The organism is Blautia luti, assembly GCF_013304735.1.
GTDB lineage: Bacteria > Bacillota > Clostridia > Lachnospirales > Lachnospiraceae > Blautia_A.
This window is the reverse complement of record NZ_JAAITI010000014.1, coordinates 65187-84881: the sequence shown is the minus strand read 5'-3', so window position 1 is coordinate 84881 and position 19695 is coordinate 65187. Positions and strand designations below refer to the sequence as shown.

14 protein-coding genes and 2 riboswitches are annotated in these 19695 nt (G+C 44.7%); of the genes, 1 reads left to right on the top strand and 13 read right to left on the bottom strand.

Going from position 1 to position 19695, the window contains the following annotated elements:
* Window position 1 precedes the first annotated feature (1 nt).
* Window positions 2–613, bottom strand: coding sequence for an NUDIX hydrolase (locus G5B06_RS09515; protein ID WP_118608862.1), 612 nt, complete (start codon window positions 611–613; stop codon window positions 2–4).
* A gap of 183 nt (window positions 614–796) precedes the next feature.
* On the opposite strand from G5B06_RS09515, the gene G5B06_RS09510 reads away from it, so the two are divergent.
* Window positions 797–2185 carry an MATE family efflux transporter gene (locus tag G5B06_RS09510; RefSeq protein ID WP_243278912.1) on the top strand — a complete coding sequence of 463 codons (1389 nt, stop codon included), beginning with the start codon at window positions 797–799 and terminating at the stop codon, window positions 2183–2185.
* Between the two features lie 142 nt (window positions 2186–2327).
* Here the strand turns inward: G5B06_RS09510 and G5B06_RS09505 are convergent, their stop codons facing one another.
* From G5B06_RS09505 to G5B06_RS09450, 12 genes are all read right to left on the bottom strand, one after another.
* Window positions 2328–2963: an ECF transporter S component gene (locus G5B06_RS09505; RefSeq protein WP_173771844.1), complete on the bottom strand. Its 636-nt coding sequence runs from the start codon at window positions 2961–2963 to the stop codon at window positions 2328–2330.
* Window positions 2964–3092: 129 nt separating this feature from the next.
* Window positions 3093–3210, bottom strand: a riboswitch (FMN riboswitch).
* A 47-nt stretch (window positions 3211–3257) separates the two neighbouring features.
* Window positions 3258–6461 carry a glycosyl hydrolase gene (locus tag G5B06_RS09500; protein WP_173771842.1) on the bottom strand — a complete coding sequence of 1068 codons (3204 nt, stop codon included), beginning with the start codon at window positions 6459–6461 and terminating at the stop codon, window positions 3258–3260.
* 18 nt (window positions 6462–6479) lie between these two features.
* A complete protein-coding gene (locus G5B06_RS09495) occupies window positions 6480–7982 on the bottom strand; it encodes a response regulator (RefSeq protein WP_173771841.1) in 1503 nt (500 codons plus the stop codon).
* Window positions 7960–9768: a sensor histidine kinase gene (locus tag G5B06_RS09490; RefSeq protein ID WP_173771840.1), complete on the bottom strand. Its 1809-nt coding sequence runs from the start codon at window positions 9766–9768 to the stop codon at window positions 7960–7962. The genes G5B06_RS09495 and G5B06_RS09490 overlap by 23 nt, the downstream gene beginning before the upstream one ends.
* Window positions 9769–9920: 152 nt before the next feature.
* Complete coding sequence (locus G5B06_RS09485) at window positions 9921–10751, bottom strand: carbohydrate ABC transporter permease (RefSeq protein ID WP_148445223.1); 831 nt, start codon at window positions 10749–10751, stop codon at window positions 9921–9923.
* Window position 10752: 1 nt separating this feature from the next.
* Window positions 10753–11613 (bottom strand): carbohydrate ABC transporter permease, encoded by an 861-nt coding sequence (locus G5B06_RS09480; RefSeq protein WP_119239679.1) that lies wholly within the window; start codon window positions 11611–11613, stop codon window positions 10753–10755.
* An 83-nt stretch (window positions 11614–11696) separates the two neighbouring features.
* Window positions 11697–13016 carry an ABC transporter substrate-binding protein gene (locus G5B06_RS09475; protein ID WP_148445225.1) on the bottom strand — a complete coding sequence of 440 codons (1320 nt, stop codon included), beginning with the start codon at window positions 13014–13016 and terminating at the stop codon, window positions 11697–11699.
* A gap of 272 nt (window positions 13017–13288) precedes the next feature.
* Entirely contained in the window at window positions 13289–14593 is a 1305-nt protein-coding gene (gene thiC / locus G5B06_RS09470; protein WP_173762000.1) for a phosphomethylpyrimidine synthase ThiC, read from the bottom strand.
* 177 nt (window positions 14594–14770) lie between these two features.
* A riboswitch (TPP riboswitch) is annotated at window positions 14771–14879 on the bottom strand.
* Between the two features lie 117 nt (window positions 14880–14996).
* Window positions 14997–15209: a hypothetical protein gene (locus G5B06_RS09465; protein WP_173761999.1), complete on the bottom strand. Its 213-nt coding sequence runs from the start codon at window positions 15207–15209 to the stop codon at window positions 14997–14999.
* A gap of 105 nt (window positions 15210–15314) precedes the next feature.
* The gene (locus tag G5B06_RS09460; protein WP_173761998.1) at window positions 15315–16367 is read right to left on the bottom strand and encodes an AraC family transcriptional regulator; all 1053 of its coding nucleotides are present in this window, start codon (window positions 16365–16367) and stop codon (window positions 15315–15317) included.
* Window positions 16368–16414: 47 nt separating this feature from the next.
* Complete coding sequence (locus tag G5B06_RS09455; RefSeq protein WP_173761997.1) at window positions 16415–17656, bottom strand: YARHG domain-containing protein; 1242 nt, start codon at window positions 17654–17656, stop codon at window positions 16415–16417.
* Between the two features lie 22 nt (window positions 17657–17678).
* Complete coding sequence (locus G5B06_RS09450) at window positions 17679–19694, bottom strand: serine/threonine-protein kinase (RefSeq protein WP_173761996.1); 2016 nt, start codon at window positions 19692–19694, stop codon at window positions 17679–17681.
* Window position 19695: the final 1 nt, after the last annotated feature.

Below are 19695 nucleotides of genomic sequence, written 5' to 3'. Positions count from 1 at the left end.
CTCAGATTTCTTTCAAAAAGTCAAATGGTTCTTCATCTTTCAAAAAGTGCATCAGCATATAAGCACACATGATCGCAACCCTCTCCTCCTTCAGTATCCTCCTGACCTCATCCCGGTCCGCGATCACAACCTCGATCTCCTCACTATCCTCCTGAGCAGCCTTACTAACCTCACCACTGGCATACCCATAAACCGTAGCACAGGATTCATCCGTCATCCCGATCGTCGTAAAATAAGGCTTCTCAAAAGCCTCCGCAACCTTGATCGGCTCCAGCTTCAACCCGGTCTCCTCAAACATCTCCCGCACAGCACCCTCATGGAAATCCTCCCCAGGCTCCACAAGCCCCGCCGGAAACTCATAAATATACCCGCCGATCGTATACCGATACTGACGGATCAGCACAACCTTATCCCTCTTCTCTCCATAAACACTGTAAATGATCACCCCATCCGGATGATTCTCCCCCGTAGAAAGCTTCATATCCTCCACACTCTTCGCCCTGGAGGCCACAAAATAAGAAACCGGCGTATCATGTACACTGGTTGCATCCACCCCATAAAGATTCACGAACTTATTATCTGTAAGTTTTTTCACACTGTTGATCTTACCCATCTGAAAAGCTCCTTCCCGAAAATTTTTTCTAAAAACATTTTATCCTATCCAAAACCAAAGGTCAATTTTTTATACTTACACTCACTTCACAATAGTGCTATAATAAATACCCTGCTATAAAATTTAAAATTTATTTATCACATTACCAAACAGCTACTGCAGACAAGAAAGAAGGAAAAAACATTGAAAAACCAGACCACCTCTGCCCAGGCCGAAAACCCTCTGGGAACCGCCCCTGTAGGCAGCCTGATCGCCAAGTTCGCCATCCCCGCCATCATCAGCATGCTGGTCAGCGCACTCTACAACATCGTTGACCAGATCTTCATCGGTCAGGGCGTAGGAATGCTGGGAAATGCAGCCACAAACATCGCATTTCCTGTAACCATCATCTCCACCGCAGCCGCACTGCTCCTCGGAATCGGCAGCGCCTCCAATTACAACCTGGAAATGGGCGCAGGAAACGAAAAAAAAGCCAGCTCCATTGCAGGAACCGGACTCTCTTCCCTGGTGATCTCAGGCGGAATCTTAGCGGTCATTGTCCTCCTGTTCCTGAAACCACTGCTCCATTTTTTCGGCGGAACCGCAGACGTTATGCCCTATGCCATTGATTACATGGGAATTACCGCCGTCGGCCTGCCCTTTTATGTTTTAAGCACCGGCGGCAATCATCTGGTCCGCGCAGACCGGAGTCCCACATATTCCATGACCTGTATCCTGGCCGGCGCAATCATCAACACCATCCTAGACCCACTTTTTATCTTCGGGTTCGGCTGGGGCATCAAAGGCGCGGCCTGGGCAACGGTGATCGGTCAGGTTGTGTCCGGACTCTTAATTATTTTTTACTTTGCCAGACTTCGGAACATGTATCTGGACCGCTCCATGCTGATCCCGAAGGCCCACAACCTGTCCGCTATTTTTTCTCTGGGAATGGCATCCTGTATCAACCAGATTGCCATCGCCGCAGTGCAGATCGTCATGAACAACACCCTTCGCCATTACGGCGCACTCTCCGCTTACGGAAGTGATATCCCTATCGCCTGTGCAGGAATCATTTCCAAAGTCAACCAGGTATTTATGGCCATCTGCATCGGAATCTCCCAGGGTTCCCAGCCCATCTGGGGATTTAACTACGGTGCCGAAAAATACAGCCGTGTACGTCAGACATACCGTTATTCCGTAACCTTATGTACTGTGATTGCAACCGTATTTTTTATCTGTTTCCAGTTCTTCCCTCACCAGATCGTAAGCATCTTCGGAAACGGAAGCGACCTGTACTTTCAGTTTGCGGAAAAATATCTCCGAATCTTCATGCTGATGACTTTTGCCAACGGAATCCAGCCTATGTCTGCCGGATTTTTTACCTCCATGGGAAAAGCAAGACTCGGTGTGATCATGTCCCTCACAAGGCAGGTATTCTTCCTGTTGCCACTGATCGTCATCTTCCCCTTCCTCTTTGGAATCGATGGTGTCATGTATGCAGGACCGATTGCAGATACCTCCGCATTCGTACTGGCTGTTGTTTTTGCCAGACGTGAACTTGGAATTATGAAAGCTGCAGAACAGACCGTCTGATGTTCTGCAGCCCAATAAATACAGACATATAAAGCAGACACCACAACCTGCATACATCTGTAATATATAAAAAATGCCATGTAACCTTACTGCTTATTATATTCACAGTAAAATTACATGGCATTTTTATTTTCTCTTACGATCAGTCACCCTTCAGTACAACACGGATCTTCTTATAAATTACAAATACGATCAAAGATGTCAGTGCATATTTAAAGATATTAAACGGTACGATGATCAGCAGTGCAAAGGTAAGCAGCCCGTTTACGGAGCTGTGTACTGCACTTCCCATCTGGATAAAAGTCTCGATCGGCATTCCAAAAGCCTTACCGTAAGCCGGAAGCAGCACAAAGGCATTGACAAAGCATGCAAGGATCGCTGTCAGAACTGTTCCCGCTGCCATACCTGCAACTGCATGTACTCTGCTCTTTTTATGACGGAAACGATAGATCAGGCCGGCCGGTACCACATAGGCACATCCAAACAGGAAGTTGGCAACATCGCCAACACCGGCAGTCATGGTTCCCTTAGTCACGAGATGTACGAGAATCTTCACAAGCTCGATCAGGATACCTGCTACAGGTCCCATAGCGAAGGTTCCTACCATAACCGGTACCTCGGAAAAATCAAGCTGATAAAAAGACGGTGCAAGAAACGGGATCGGAAACTCAAGATTCATCAATACTCCTGCCACAGCACCAAGCATAGCTACCTGCGCGATAGTTCTTGTTCTGCTTCTTTCCACGGCATTTCCTCTCTGTAATATCTGTTCACTCATAACTCTCTCTCCTTCTTCAGAAATATTCAAAGAAAATTTCTACAAGAAATCTTTATGCGAAAAAATTCCTTCACATAAAAAGCCCCGGGAGCTTCTTCCCGGGGCGCTGAGCACGTTCTTCAAATACTGCGCGTTCTTCTCTCATCCAGACTTTACTGTCGGTTCCGGAATTTCACCAGATCAGCCGCCAAAGCGGGTCGCGGACTATACCGCCGGTAGGGAATCACACCCTGCCCCGAAGAAATTTTCTTTTTATTGATTTATTATAACGCGCTCTTTTTATAATTACAAGCCTTAATTTTTCTCTGCAAGAACCGGCGCTTTCAGAAGGCCTGACGGTTTTATCTGATACTCATAGGACCAGAGGTCGCCGGTTGTCCTCCATGCATTTGGTCCATACCAGTCTTCTTTCTGATCACAGTTGTGTAAGGTTCCAAATGTATTCACCCGGTTTCCAAATACAGTCAGCTCCAGGAGATGCTCTCCTGCCGGCAGTTCACCAAGAGATAACTCATAAGGAGAAAATGCAATATACCCCGCTTCTTTTCCATCCACAGAAGCCTTCATAACCGGTGCGCGGAACAGATTTGCCCGTACATTTACTTCTCCGCCTTTGCTGATAAATGGAATTTTATATGTCACATTTCCACCATAGAACGGATAACCCTGAACGGTAAGGTCACTGAAGGCTGCCTTGTGGCTCACTGCATCCAGCACCTGGTCTCTTCCCACAGCTTTCACGGAAAACTCTCCCAGCAGGAACATTGCTTCGATATTCACTTTGGAATTATAAGGAATCTCAACAACCAGTTCATGCTCTCCGGATTCCATCTTTGGAAGCGGCACTTTGCGGATACAGTGGTCTGTATACCATCCCTCTGCACGGTTTTCCACTGCTTTCTCATCCAGGAAGATTCTGGTTTTCTCGTCATTTTCCATAGCAAGGAAGATTCCTTCCAACAGAACCTCTGTATGGATATGGAATCGCAGGGACAAAGTATGTTCAAAGCCTTCCACTCTGTCATTGGTCCACGGCTGTGCAAAAGCCTCCATGCGGAGCGGATATCCCAGCTTCTCACGGAACTGATTGTCAATACGGAGAATCTCTTCCTCCGGCTGCCACTCCCCACCGTCAAACGCATATTCAGCCAGATCCAGGATACTTACATTCGGCTCACTGCGGACAATCTCCACCTGATCGGAAATATCCAGCTGGCAGCTGCATTTCTTCTCCTCACTGGCAGAACCACTCTTATTATTCTCAGCATTATCTGTTTCAGAAAGCAATTCTTCCGATACCATGGATGCTGTGCCAGCCGGCTCCAGCCAGAGAAGAAGACTGTCATGATCAAACATGCTTCGTTCCAGAACAGTGTCCCCTTTATGGTACTCTGCTTTTACCGGATAAATTTCACCTGTCATAGCATCATATACCGTCATCTTCCAGGATCCGCGGATACGGATGCGGAGTTTTTCTTCTCTTGGAAGATCCTGATTTTTCTTACGCTCCTGCAGTTCATTGATCACGATACAGGCATCGGAGATCTTCTCTGTGCGGTTTACATGACACAGGAACAGCCAGCGGTTTTCTCCCTCTTCTCTCATCTGGTAGATCAGGTTTGTGGCGGGTTTACCGTCATCCTCAAATACCTCGATATCTCTTGCCTCTTTCACAGCTTCCAGCAGACGGTACTTACTGAATGCCACAGTCTCACACTTCTCTGCCAGCTTCGCACCTCTGTCTGACGGATAGGCATCTGCATATTTCGGAAGCTGTCCTGCAAAGATCACCCGGCCGCCTCTTTCCTTAAATTTCTCAAGGATCTCCAAAGTAGAGCTTCGAAGTGTCAGGCAGTTCGGTACCAGAACTGTATCATATTTCATTACTCCCACCTTCAGAAGTTTTTCCTCTTCCTGTCCCTGATTCAGATCCGGAAGCAGAGATTCTGAAATAAAATCAAAATCAACAGTGCCATAAAGCAGCCATTCGATCATATGGATAAAGTTTTCATCCATCTCCTCACGGATCGGTGCTGTCTGTTCCTTCGGTCCCCAGAAAAGCCAGTAAGACTCTACCGGATGGATCACTGCCAGCTTCACATGTGGCACACCTCTTGTGAGGGCTGTATTGACTCTTGCAAAATAATTTTCCACAAGGGGATATTCTTTATACCACGGCGACTGGTAGCTGATAGAAGCCGGGTAATCACGTTTTGCCTCACCTGCCATGGAAGTCCAGGTCAGATGTGGTACACGGACTGTTACTCCCAGAGCTGCCTGCCAGTCCCCCTGAAGCTTATGGCCCCGGAAATCAAAATCCCAGTTTGTAACACCATAAAGCTCGCTTGTCATTCCTTCTCTTCCAAACTGGTGCACCGCGCTCTCCGCCTGTTTTGCGGTGGAAAGTTCTCTTCTGTCACAGAGCATGTCAATTCCCGGAATTTCAAAGGAACGGTAGGAGCGCATAGCTTCCCCAAGGGCCGCTGTCTGTGTTTCCAGAGTCGGCTCTTCCATCATATGTCCGGTCAGGGCAATGCCATGTTCCTTACACCAGTTTCCCACCGTATCCGCAAAAGCATCTGCAAAACGCTCCGCAATGTGATCATGATATTCATAACGGATTCTGGAAACCGCTTCTCCCGGAAGCTCCCAGAACAGCTCCGGAAGATGCTTAAGAAGGCTGTGTCCATATGCAGTCTGGAAAGTTTCTTCCAGATCATCGGTATATGGAATGGTCACATCCACCCGCTCATCTGCAAAATCCAGGCACTGTTTATGGGAAAACTGTGGCTCGTCTGTAAAAATAGCAGGAATGGTTTTCCCGAACTCCTCTCCCAGATTTTCATAATACTTCTCATGAGTTACCTGGATAAAACGTTTTACCGCCTCTTTATCCAAAGTGTTCAGATATGCCTCATTGTTAAACCAGGGATTGTCCCCGGATACTTCAAGATAGGCAAACCATTCCTGAAATCCCTCTTTCAGCGGTGCATCCTCATCGATCTTTTCATACTCTGCAAGGTAACCATCCTCCAGCCGTACCTGATATCTTCCAAGGAATGTGCGCTCATTGCTTCGGATCGCCTGTCCGGAAGAGCGAAGCTCACTGTTTCCGATCTCCTTTCCGTCCTGGCACTCCGGAGTAAAAAGCAGAAAACGGATTCTGTATTTGTGATCTCTTGTTACCAGCCCGCCGCCTGCTCCGGATGGCCAGCGGTCTTCATCATACAGCCAGGTCAGCATATCTTTTTCCCGGCTTTTTTTCCAGGAATATTTCACCAGATTCAGAAACTCTTCTCCCATGTAAGGATTGTCCATTCCTGTACGGCAGTGGATATGTCCGCCGCCCATGCCCATTGCTTTCAGGGCATCCAGCGTATTGTCGATCTCGGCTTCTGTCATCTTACAGTTCCATGCCCAGAACGGAGCTGCCCGGTACTCGCTTCCCGGATTTTCAAATTTTTCTTTTGTCAGTTTTTCCCCATTGTGATACAACATACCTTCATCCTCCATTTTTTATATGATCTCAAGATTTTCTTTCTCCACATATTCCGATGGCCTTACACCGGTGTAGGAATAAAAGATCCTGCTGAAATAAAACTGGTCTTTGTATCCCACTTTTTCTGCCACATCTTTCACATACATCTTCTCTTCTCTGAGAAGAAGTTTTTTCGCCTTCTCCATGCGAAGCGACGTCAGATAAGTATTAAAGGACGCATCTTCATATTTTCGGAAAAGCCTGCTCAAATATGTTTGCGAAACTCCTACGGCCTTGCTTACGCTGTGCAGAGACAACTGCTCCGCCATATGTTTACGGATGTACTCTTTCACACTTTCAAAATATTCTTCCGTATCTGTTTTCTGTGTGGATGCCGGATCTTCTTTTACATCCTTGAAAAAGATATCGGAAATTCCGGTGCAAAGCTGCTCCACATTTTCTGCGGTGGAAAAAATATCATCCATAAGAAATTCCGATTCCCGGTAATCCCGGTTTCCTGCATCGTAACGCTGAATCAGATAACCAATCTGCCGCACACGCCCTTCAATCCACAGCTGAGGCCGTTCCTCCTGCACCCATCTGTGAATCAGCAATTCCGTATCCTTCTGAAGCCGGTCGTACTTCTGTTTACCCGCCAGATATTCCAGTTCTTCCAGATATTCATAATCCTTTCCCGGTCTTCCGCCTGGATTCGCCGACGGAGTTTCCTCCAGGATCAATGTCTGATTTTTCCCCAGTATAATAGAAGAATCCAGCTTCCGGTAAAGCTCTCGTACCATTTCTCCAATCTGTGCTGCAGGAACGGATTTCTGCCGGATAACAGACGTCACATATGCAGCTTCCGGCTGTTCTTTCCCAATACGCCTCCGTATCATCTGCTCATAATCTTCATCACTGACCAGCTCACCCGGACAAAGATACAGCGTCTCCTGGGTGTCACGTCCATACGCAATCATCATCTCATTGATGTCTGAAAAGACTTCTTTTTTCCCCCGTTCCCCATAACGGCTGGGAAGCCCGTTCAGTCTTACAATAGCCCCGTAATAACATTCTGACTGAAAATATCTCCGTAGTGTTTTTTCATCTATGGGAATCTCATTTACCATTTTGTGCATCAGTGTGTTTCGTTCTTTATAATATTTCTGCCTCAGCTTTTCCTCTATTCTGGTAATCAGTTTGGAAAATTCCGAGGGCACGATCGGTTTCAGGATATAATCGCACACCCCAAATGCGATAGCCTGTTTTGCATATTCGAATTCCTGATATCCACTGACAATGACACTGATCACTTCCGGATAACGCTTTTTTGTTTCTTCCACAAGCTTCAGGCCATTCATCACCGGCATCTGAATATCTGTAATCAGAACATCCGGTTCTCCTTTTTCTTCCATCAGCTCCAGCGCTTCTTCTCCGTCATAGGCGGTTCCCATAATCTCAAAATCACTGTATTTTCTTTTTATGATGTTGACGATAAGACTAGCTGCCATAGGCTCGTCATCAACGACCATCACCTGATACATCGGTTCCTTCCTCCTTTTCCGATACTCCTATGATGACACTTAATCCTTCTTCCATGTTGCGTATCCGGAATACCGCTTTTCCATTGTACAGAAGAAACATTCTTGCATAGGTGTTTGCCAGCCCCATTCCGCCGATTTCCATCTCTATACTGCTTCCCCTGGACATAATCTTTTCCCGGATTTTTCTCATTTTTTCGTTTAATTCTTCACGTACTTCTTCTGTTGCCCCCTGTCCGTTATCCCGGACTTCAAAGTACCAGCCGGTTTCATCACGCCAGCCCTTTACCTGAATTTTCATAATGTTTTTGCTGTTCTGATATCCATGCTGCACACTGTTTTCTACCAGCTGCTGCAGCACAATCTTCGGAAGTATTTCCTGTTTTATGGAGTCTTCACACTGAACTTCCACTTCCAGACGATGTTCGTATCTGGATTTCAGAAGGAAAATATACCTCTCCAGATATTCAATCTCTTTTTCCACTGTGGCGTACCGTTCCTTCGTACTTGTGGAATACCGTAACATTGCTGCCAGACATCCGCAGATTTCACAGATTTCCTCATCTCCGTCCATCACACCTCTGCTGGAGATCACATTCAGCACATTATAGAGAAAATGCGGATTGACCTGGGCCTGCAGGGTATCAAACTGGGCCTGCAGCTGCAGAAGGGACATGCGTTTTTCTTTTACAATAGATTCATTCAGACGCCGCATCAGATTCTGATATGCGATTCCTACTGCCTGCACTTCATCGTCCGTAGCCGGAACTTTCAGTTCTGCATCCAGATTTTCAATGCCTGTATTTTCCATCTGGTCTTTCAGTGCTGTCAGTGGCCTGGAAAGTTTGCTTGCAATAAAGATCACCACACCCATGGAGATCACAAAACATCCCACAGCCATTCCAAGAGCAATCATCAGTGCATCTTTCATACCTGCAACAATTTCTGTTTTTTCTTCCAGTGCCACAACACGGATTCCGTAATTCCCGGACACTTCCGATGCGGAAGTCCACATACTGGCATCGGAAGAAACTGTTATGGAATCCATTTTGGTTACTGCAGGATGTTTCTTGATATAGCGTACCAGTTCATCCGGCAGCCCCTCGGACCGATACAAAACATGACCACCCGGAAGAAATGCCACTACTTTGATGTCACTGTCCGGAACCTCGAAAATATCTTTCAGCTCCTCTGTTGCATACTGAACTTCAATATATCCAAAATCGCCTCCCTGAACTTTTCTCGCCAGGGAAAAAACTTCTTCGCTTTCCCGGATCCCCCATCCGTCCATATGCGGTGCCACCAGAATCGGTTTTCCATGCCTCCTTGCCGCAGAATCCAGCCAGTCAATGGTGGTCGTATTTCGAGCTTTGTTGGTGATCTTGGAACCGGTATTGGTACTGGATGCCACATCCCCGAACTCGTTAAAAATAATAACTCTGTAAAAATTGCTGTTGATATAATACATGGAAATTCCGGAATTCAGGGTATCCAGAAGCTCATTACGTTCAATGGTCTTGCTGTAGGTACTGCTTCCATAATACTTCGGAAGTGTTTTCATGGCGTTTAGCATATCCGGATCTGACAGAATATAATCCGTCACATGTTTCATGGAATCTACAGTAAAATCAACATTCGCAGCTGTCTGCCTGGAATAAAATTTCAGGCTTTGAGCTGCCTTTTCTGACAGTCTCCGGGAATTAAAGTTATAGCTGACTACTCCCAGGATTGCCGATATAAAAAATATTACAATGGAAAAACCAAAGATCAGTTTTGTACGGAATTTCATAAAAACACCTCACATCTTTTATTGAAAAACTGTATATAGCAACAAACAGATACCCCGCCTGTACAGCAGAGTATCTGTTTTTCTCAGTTGCACAGCATTTTAAATCATACCATACAATTCTGATCTTGCATATTTGGTAACCTTTTTTTGCATCAGCCTTTGACAGCTCCGGCTACCATACCATCTACGATCTTCTTGTTGAAGAACAGGAAGAGGATCAGCATCGGGATAGTGATTATCAGTACATCTGCAAACAGCAGGTTATAAGAACTGGAGTATCTGCCCATAAAGTTATAAAGAGTAAGCTGAACTGTTACATTATCATTTCCCGGAAGGAAGTACAGCGGGTTAGTAAAATCGTTGAAAATTGTTACCGCATTCAGGATGATAATTGTGGATGTAACCGGTTTCAGAAGAGGGAAAATAATCTTTACAAACAGATTGCTTCTTGTACATCCGTCGATGTATCCTGCCTCCTCAAGCTCTACAGGAATTGTATTCATAAAACCTTTGTAAAGCATGATGGTAAACGGAATCTGAAGTGCTGTCTCAACCATGATCATACCAAACATGGTTTTGTAAATGTGAAGTCCCTGCATAATCCAGATTGTAGGAAGGATTGCAGGAGGAATCATAAGACCTGTCATAACAAGTGTATCCACGATCTTTACAGGTCTGTCAGATCTTCTCTGAAGAACATAGCCTGCCATGGATCCTACAATGATAAGCACGATCAGGGATCCTATCGTAAGGATAATACTGTTCTTAAATGCTGTGATGATCTGATAATTATTTGCGGAAAATACTTCTTTGAAGTTGCTCCACATCCACTCAGTCGGAAGGGAAAGTCTCAGAAGGTTTGCTTCTTTTCTGTCCTTCAGTGCATTGATCAGCATGAAGAGAAACGGTACTGCAAAAATGAGAATACCGAAAACACATCCAAGGATGTCTCCTAATAAGGTAAGTCTTTTCTGTTTTTTCATTTTAGTTGTACACCTCCCTGCTGTTAAGGAATTTCTGAAGCGGGAATGCGATGATCGCAATTACCGCAAACATGATAACGTTTCCTGCTGTAGACAGACCGAAGAATCCTGCTGCGTACTGTTTGTAAACAACGGATGCAAGTACGTCTGTTGCAAATCCAGGACCACCCTTTGTCATAGCCCAGATCAGGTCAAAGCAGCGAAGTCCGCCGATCAGGGAAAGTGTGATAATGGTATTTGTTGAAGAACGAACCAGTGGCATTACGATGTTTCGAATAGTCTGCCAACGGGTTGCACCGTCGATAGAAGCAGCTTCATAATAGCTGGAATCAATAGATGTGATACCGGCAATAAAGATTACTGTGGAAATACTGACACCTTTCCATACATCAACCGCAATTACGGAAAACAGGGCAAGATGTGTATCACCCAGCCAGTTAGGTCCGGAAATTCCAATAGCTGCAAGAACTGTGTTGAAAAGACCCTTGCTCGGATGCATCAGTGCCTTAAAAATAATACCGATTGCTACTGCACTGACAAGGTTTGGGAAAAACACAAGAGATCTTAAGAAATCTTTTGTCTTGATCTTACTTGTCAGGAACAATGCGATAAAGAATGCAATGATTACCTTCAGTCCACTTGTAAGGACTGCATAGATCAACGTATTTTTTACAGATATACTTAAGGAGTTTTCACTGAAGAATGTTTTATAGTTATCAAGGCCGCAGAATGTAAATGATTTCAGATCCCATACAGTTAAGCTGAAAAACAGTGATGTCACCATCGGGATGATGAAGAAGATCACAAAAATCAGTACTGCCGGAAGAAGAAACCATAAACTGTATATTTTCTTTTTGTTCATGCTTCATTTCCTTTCCGATTTCCAGATGTCTGGCTGACATTAAAGCCGGCCGCCTGAAACACAGGCGGCCGACATACATTTACTTATTTCCAGTCAAGTCCAAGCTGTGTTGCCTGTTTCTTGCAGTCCTCATCGTAAGCCTTTGCAGCTTCCTCTGCTGTAGACTGTCCTGTTGCAACCTCAGAGCAGATATACTCGCAGTTTGTTCCTTTTACAGATGTCTGGAACTCCATTGCAACATTTGTTTTTCCTGTGTCAAAGTATTTCTCCTGAGCCTCTTTAACTCCGTCATATGCGTCATCCGGAAGCTCATATCCTTTGATACAATATGGGCCGTCTGGTTTCTGTGCTTCTGTGAAAGCGTCAAGTGCCTCATCAGATGTATAGAACTCCATAAATCTTAAGATATCATCTTTTTTGTCGCTGTTAGCGTTTCCATAAATAGCTGTTGGCTCCCAAACTGTAAGGCCATGGTTGTCAGCGTCATCTCCCGGAACACCCATAACACCGATTTTGTTTACATCGTCTCCGTAGAGCTCATAGATGCTGGAAAGTGCCTGGGAAAGAATGAACCAGTGAGCACCCTCGCCGTTTACAAGCTTATCGCATGCATCTGCGTATGTAGTTGCTGTGTAATCCTCGTTAAAATATGGCTGAAGGTCAGCGAGTTTCTGGAAGCTCTTAAGGCCAGCCTCTGTTGTAGCATATTTAGCTTCACCAGCTTCGAATTTCTCTGAGAAATCCGGCTCTGCTGCAAGTACATTGTAGTGATCTCCCAAGTATGGAACCTGAATTGTCCAGGAATCTCCAAGAGATCCGATAACTGCTGTCTCACCAGCCTCTTTCAGAGTATCACAGTTCTTGAGGAAATCTTCCCATGTGTCCGGAACCTCAAGGTCATACTGCTCATAAAGATCTTTGTTGTAAAGGATACATCCAAGGTTTGTAGCGGTAAGCGGTACACCGTATACTGCGGAATCAGAACCTGCGCTTACTGCTGATGCGAATGTATCGTCAAGGCGGCTAGCCCACTCCTCACCGGAAATGTCGATGAAGTTGCTCTCCGGGTCAAGCTCGTTGAGCTTAGCACCTGAGTTGTATCCGCAAAGATCTGTCATCTCGCCGGATGCAAGTCTTGTTTTTACCTGGTTATCTCCGTCACCACCTGATGCACGAAGCTCTGTCTCGATGTGGATACCTGTCTCTTTCTCGCAGAGATCAAATACTGCCTGATATCCGGCAGATGCTGTATCCGGGTCGATCAGGAATGTAAGAGTAGCCTCTTTGTACTCCCATTTGCTGTCGGAATCTTTGTCATCAGCTGCAAGTACGCTTGTTGCGCCTGCAAGTGTTGTTCCCATCATTGCTGCACAGAGCAGAACACTGAGCATCTTTCTTTTCATGTTTCGTCCTCCTTTAATTTCGACGTTCCTCATTACTTGATGATGCTATTTTAACAATTTGGACACAAAAAATACATGGATTATCCAATCCTTCCACATGGATTATTGAGCACTTTGTATATGGAATATGTACTTTTTTCGTCATGTGGATGACATTTTGCATGGATATTTCTGTTTTGTACATGGAAAAAGAGCCGCCCTGTTGTGCTATTTTACCACAGACAGGTACGGCTCTGATAATCCAGTTTCTTCCATATTATAATGATATAAACTTAAAGAATATCGATATGCTCTCCGGCAAGTGCTTTATTCATGCTTCGTACCGCACAGAATTTACCACACATGGAGCAGGTATCCTCATGTTCCGGTTTACGGTCATTCCAGATACGTTTAGCTGTTTCCGGATCCATAGCGCATTCCCACTGCGCTTCCCAGTCAAGCTTTCTTCTGGCATCTGCCATCTTATCGTCGATCTCACGGGCTCCGCGGACACCTTTTGCAATGTCTGCCGCATGTGCAGCAATCTTGGAAGCCATGATTCCCTGTTTCACGTCTTCAAGGTTCGGAAGTGCAAGATGCTCTGCCGGTGTTACATAGCAGAGGAATGCAGCTCCGGACATAGCTGCTACTGCGCCGCCGATTGCAGATGTGATATGGTCATATCCCGGTGCAACGTCTGTTACGATAGGTCCTAATACATAGAACGGTGCACCCTGGCAGATGGACTGCTGCACTTTCATGTTTGCTTCTACCTGATCAAGCGGAACGTGTCCTGGTCCCTCGACCATAACCTGGACGTCTTTTTCCCATGCACGTTTGGTCAGCTCCCCAAGGCGTACCAGCTCCTCGATCTGACATACATCTGTTGCATCAGCCAGGCATCCCGGACGGCATGCATCTCCAAGGGAGATGGTTACATCATACTCACGGCAGATGTCAAGAATCTCATCATAATATTCATAGAACGGGTTCTCCTCGCCCGTCATGCACATCCATGCAAAAACAAGGGATCCTCCTCTGGAAACGATGTTCATTTTTCTCTTATGGTTGCGGATCTGGTCGATAGTTTTTCTGGTGATTCCGCAGTGAAGCGTTACGAAATCTACGCCATCCTGTGCGTGAAGTCTTACTACATCGATGAAATCCTTGGCTGTCAATGTGTCAAGGTCTCTCTGATAGTGGATAACGGAGTCATAAACCGGAACCGTTCCGATCATTGCCGGACACTCGCTTGTCAGTTTGCGGCGGAATGGAATGGTGTTTCCGTGGGAGGACAGATCCATAATGGCATGTGCGCCCATGTTTACAGCTTCCATAACTTTCTGCATTTCCACATCGTAATCCTTGCAGTCTCTGGATACACCGAGATTTACATTGATCTTGGTGCGGAGCATGGAACCTACACCTTCCGGATCAATACATTTATGATTTTTATTTGCACAGATAACGACTTTACCGGATGCTACCAGTGGAAGAAGTTCCTCTGTTGTCATTCTCTCTTTTTTGGCTACAACTTCAAGTTCAGGTGTGATGATGCCTTTACGGGCAGCTTCCATCTGTGTACTATAATTTCTCATGTAAAAAAATCTCCTTTCGTGTCAACATCTAATGTCTGATTTTGGAAAATACACAAAAAACCGGCTGTCGCAACGCGTATGCATTACAACAGCCGGCTCTTAATCTTTCGTACTTAAATGAAAATCCTGTGTACTTCAAAATGTCTTCTGTACTCTCTGATCTTCTGTATCTTTAAGAATCCTTCGTGCATATGTCCCTACGTTGGCATTATCCAAATCAGGTTATGGGTCAAGACATTTACAGTCTACTCTCAGCTCGCTTCAGCGGGCCCCCCTGTTTTCATATGTTGGGGACTTTTGTCGTCCATGAGATTATTATAGTATAACAGAAAAAATTTGTAAACCGCATTTCTGCATTTTATGACTTTTTCTTTCGACAAAACCTGAACTGTGTTGATTTTTCTTATGCTCTCTCCCCACAGTCCGCCATACATGTACAGATCGTTTCTTTATGATTTCTGCAATTGAATCTTTTACCCTGATGTGCCAGAAAGGCCAGCAGTTTTCGAAAATATTTCCGGCGCTTTTCTTTTTTCTTCCGTTCCTTTTCAAACTGAGTTTCAAATCCCTGATTGATTATTGCTCCGATCATGGAATATGTATCATCATATTTCATACTGCTCTCCTCCTTTTTATTCTGCATGGATGTTTTTTATTTGCCTACATCATAGCGGAATGTCGGAGTTTCTTCCATGGTCTGAAATAATCAATTTAATTGACTTTATTTATTCTTTCTTCTGTACTGACTCGGTGTGTCGTTGTGCAGCTGCCGAAAAGCACGGATGAAGCTTTCCGGATTTCTGTATCCTACTTTGTCACTGATATCTTCTACACTTAGCTGGCTGTAGAGAAGAAGCTGCTCTCCCTGCTGCAGTCGAATCTCTGTAAGAAGATTGGAAAATGTTTTTCCAGTAATGGATTTGATCAGCTTCGAACAGTATGGCACGGAGAAATGGAATTCCTCCGCAAGTTTATTTAAAGTCACTGTGCTGCAGTTTCCTATCATATAAGCAAGCATTTCAGATTCCTGCTGTGTCCGGTCTCTTCTGCTATCCGGAATACTCACATTGTTTCCGTGGCGTCTCGTCAGCTCCACAAAAAACAGTGTAAGAATGCTGCAGATAATCCTGTCCGAAAAACTGTCACCTGTTTTCTGCTCTCTGTACATATCCAGAATGTAATTGCGGATAACCGTATCATTCTTCGTATGAAAAAGAAGGTAGCGAATTTTTTCCCGGAAATACAGATTCCCCACAAAAAAACTGGAAATCTGGGTTTTATCACGGACTGTATTATAGAAGATGTCCATGAATGTACTGCGGCGGATCAGAATATTCAGAATGATGCTGTCATCCTCCACCGCCAGAATTCCGTGTCTGACATTCGGAGCAATCAGACACAGATCTCCGGCTGTCAGTTTCTCCGTGGAATCCTGAAAAAAATTATTGCAGTTTCCGGACAGTACATATATCATCTCAAAAAAATCATGTTCATGATAAAACAGTGGAAAATATCTGGGATGTTTTACCAGGCTTACATTATATCCCGTTGGAATAAACATATCTTCTCTGGAATATTCATTTATCTTTTCCGGATGGACTGCCCATTCCACATCTTTTTCAAATTCGCAATGACCGGAATGACGTTCCTCGAATTTTGCAATATTCTCCGGAGTTTTTTCCATAAAATAATATTCCCGGTGAATCTTCTCATCATATTTCCATGTGTTCAGTTTCCGGACCAGATCTTTATACTCTGTTTTTTCTCGTTCCATATCTAAGCTTCCATTTTCCTCGGAATACCACCTGATTACTGTGCCGGCTATTTTCCATGCGTACTGCTTAATTCATCTCTTCGGTTTTCCAGCAGTTTTTCATTTGCTTTTTCATACTCGTTGAATTCTGCGGTAATCTGATCATCTGTTTTGGACGCATCCGGGTGATACCAGCTTTTTGCCTGGAAATAAGACGCAATCTCTGCAGTCTGGAATGCTCTTCCGTGGCGGGCAAAGATTTCGTTGATTGCATTCTGGATATCATCCAGGCTTAACCCTGCAATTTCATCTGCGCTGAGATATCTGACATTAACATCCGGCAGTATGTATTCTGAGGAATCTGATGTGGAACTGCTCTGCTCTGTAGAAGTGCCTCCACCTGAAAATTCCTCAATATTCTCCGGTATTTCTCCTGTTTTATCTTCCACCGTACAGGTAAATCCATCCTGAATATCTTCGGAAGGATCTGCCATCCACTGATTGAGACCTGAAGGTGAGCAAGCCGTACCTTTCGTCATCCGTAAAATCGGATACAATTCAGAATTGGCGTCTACCGTCATATTTTCAAAGAAAACTCTCGGACTTGCAAAGCCAAGAGAACAGAATTTATCAATGGAATCTCCGGCTTCTCCCTCAAAATTTTCCCAGAACATATCAATGGGCGATCCGCTGAAATAAAGGCTGTCCGTCTCATCAATCGGATTTAAATTTCCATCTTCCAGCCGAACTCCTTTAAAAAACCATTCCTGTCCTGTTGCGATCACGCCTTCATCGTATGCTTCGTAATAAAATTCATAACTTCCCTTATACTTCCGGAAGAAAACAGAATCCTCTTCTTTTACACATCTTTCATCAAGACTGCTGTAATCGAACTCCTGATACTCCGAAGCGCTGACGATTTCCTGATCCGAAGTAATCTCCCAGGATTCTCCTGATTTTCTCAGCATCTGAAAATGCACTCTGCCATCATAGATAACGGCAAAAATTTCCGGGCTGCCATCCCCGTCAAAATCTTTCGGAAATGCCGCCAGGATTCCGCTGTCTGTATCCGGAACCAGACCGGAACTGTTATCTTCGTTTCTGTGAAGACTGCGAACATAACTCTGATTTCCCATATATCCCAGTCCGCTTATCTGAGATACCACATTGACTGCATCGGAAGCATTATTAACAACCGGCGAAATTCCGGAATCTGCTTGCTGCTTTTCTGCTGATACTGTACTTCCCGGAATGACAGATAAACACATTCCTGCAGACAGCGCTGCAATGATATATTTCTTTTTTCTCATACTTTCCCTCCCTGTTAGACATTCAGGATATCCATCCGCTTTGTACTGCCTGCTGGTACAGATCATCCATTCTGTCCATTTCCATATCGTTGGCATTTGAAGACAGCTGTTCCTGATAGAGTTCTTTTGCCTTCTTATAATATTCCTGAAATTTGCTGTAGTCTCTTGTATCTTCTGCTTTTTTCCCCTGGACTGCTACTTCCAGAAAAGCCAGGTTTTTGTAAGTGCGGTAGTCTTCTCCGTAAGTTTTCAGCATTTCCTGAAGTTTTTCCTGTGCATTGGCATAGTCATCCATATTCTGGTAAAGAACTGCAATATTACATGCCGTATCGTAGTCTCCCATTCCACGGGATTCAATCTGGTCAAAAATCTCCAGTGCGCTCTGATAATAACCGGAATCTCCGGTGTCTGCGCCAAGATCACTGTATACCTGTGCCAGTTCTTCCAGTATTCCGATGTTATTTTCTGACGGAAGTTCTTTCCTTGCCTTTTCCAGGAACTGTGCCTGCTGTTTTTTGCTGTCAATGCTGTCGTTCTGCTTATCCATGCATTTTACAGCCATGATATAAGAACGCATCTGAATATAGGAATCTCTGCTGTTCTCGGCACAGTCCCTGAAAATTTCTTCCGCGCTGCTGTAATCTCCGGTATTGTACTGGATTTCTCCTTTTACATAAGAAACATCCGCAGTGCTGAGGCCTTTGTCCGCTGCTTCATTCAGAAGTTCTTCTGCCTTGTTTGTGTTTCCACAGTAAGCTTCCGCAATGGCATAATCACGGTAATAACTTCCATTTTCGGAATTAATGCGGATGGCCGATTCATATGCATTGGATGCGTTTTCATACTCTTCAAGCTGAGAGTAGGAATCTCCCAGAAGATAATAGACACTGTCCAGAGAAATATCCCGTTTTATTTTTGAATCAGCCAGAATGGTATCATTGATATATTTAACACAGTCCCTGTATTTCTTTTCACGGTTAAGAGCCTCTGCTTTATCCAGATAAACGTCTGCTTTGTCCGGATAAATCCGGATTGCCTTCTGATACCAGGTATCCAGATCTTCATAATTGCCATCGCTGATGCTCTCTTCCATTTTTGAGACTGCTTCTTTATAATCTGCCTGTCTTTTTTTATCGATCTGATGATATCCGACCAGAAGAACCGCTGTACCCATAACTAAGCAGCCTGCTATAATTCCTGCAATCATGTGTGTTTTTTTCGGCCCGGTGTTATCTTCAGTCAGCTTATTCAGATCCGCATAGAGCTCTTCTGCACGCTGATATCTTTTTTCAGGGTCTGGTTCCAGGCATTTCATCACAATCGCAGCCAGTGTCTTGTCTGTTTCCGGCTTTAATTCCAGTAATGGCCGTACACGTCCGTTCTGGTCCATACCAGGCTTGCTTCCTGTAATAAGGTGATAGATTGTCGCTCCCAGGCTGTATATATCCGCTCTTCTGTCAATTTTTTTCCAGCGGAAACGATCCGTTTCACGTTCATTATACCGGATTGCCGCGATCTGCTCCGGCGGCGCATACCCCGGAGTATATCCGGTTACATACGCAGCTCCGCCTCCAAGACTGAAGGAAATATTAAAATCAATGAGACAGATATTTCCATTCGGCATCAGCATAATATTTCCGGGCTTCAGGTCGCTGTGAATCACCGCCGGATTCTGATTATGAAGATATGCCAGGGTTGCTGCAATCTGTTTCATCCAGATAATAATAGAACGTTCCGGAAATACGGTTCCTGCATCCAGGTACTGCTTGAAAGATTTTCCGGGAATAAATTCCATAACCGTATAAACACTGCCATTATCTTCCACAAAGTTGAATACCTGCGGGAGGCAGGTGTGTTTCAGATTTTTAAGCACGTCTACCTCTGTCCTGGTATTCATCAGATCCTGGATATCTGTATTGACTTTTTTCAGAACTACATATTTATTCAGGTTTCTGTGATACGCCTTATATACCGTACCACCGTTTCCGGCTCCGATTTTTTCTATGATCTCGTATGTATTGTCGATATATTTCTGCATT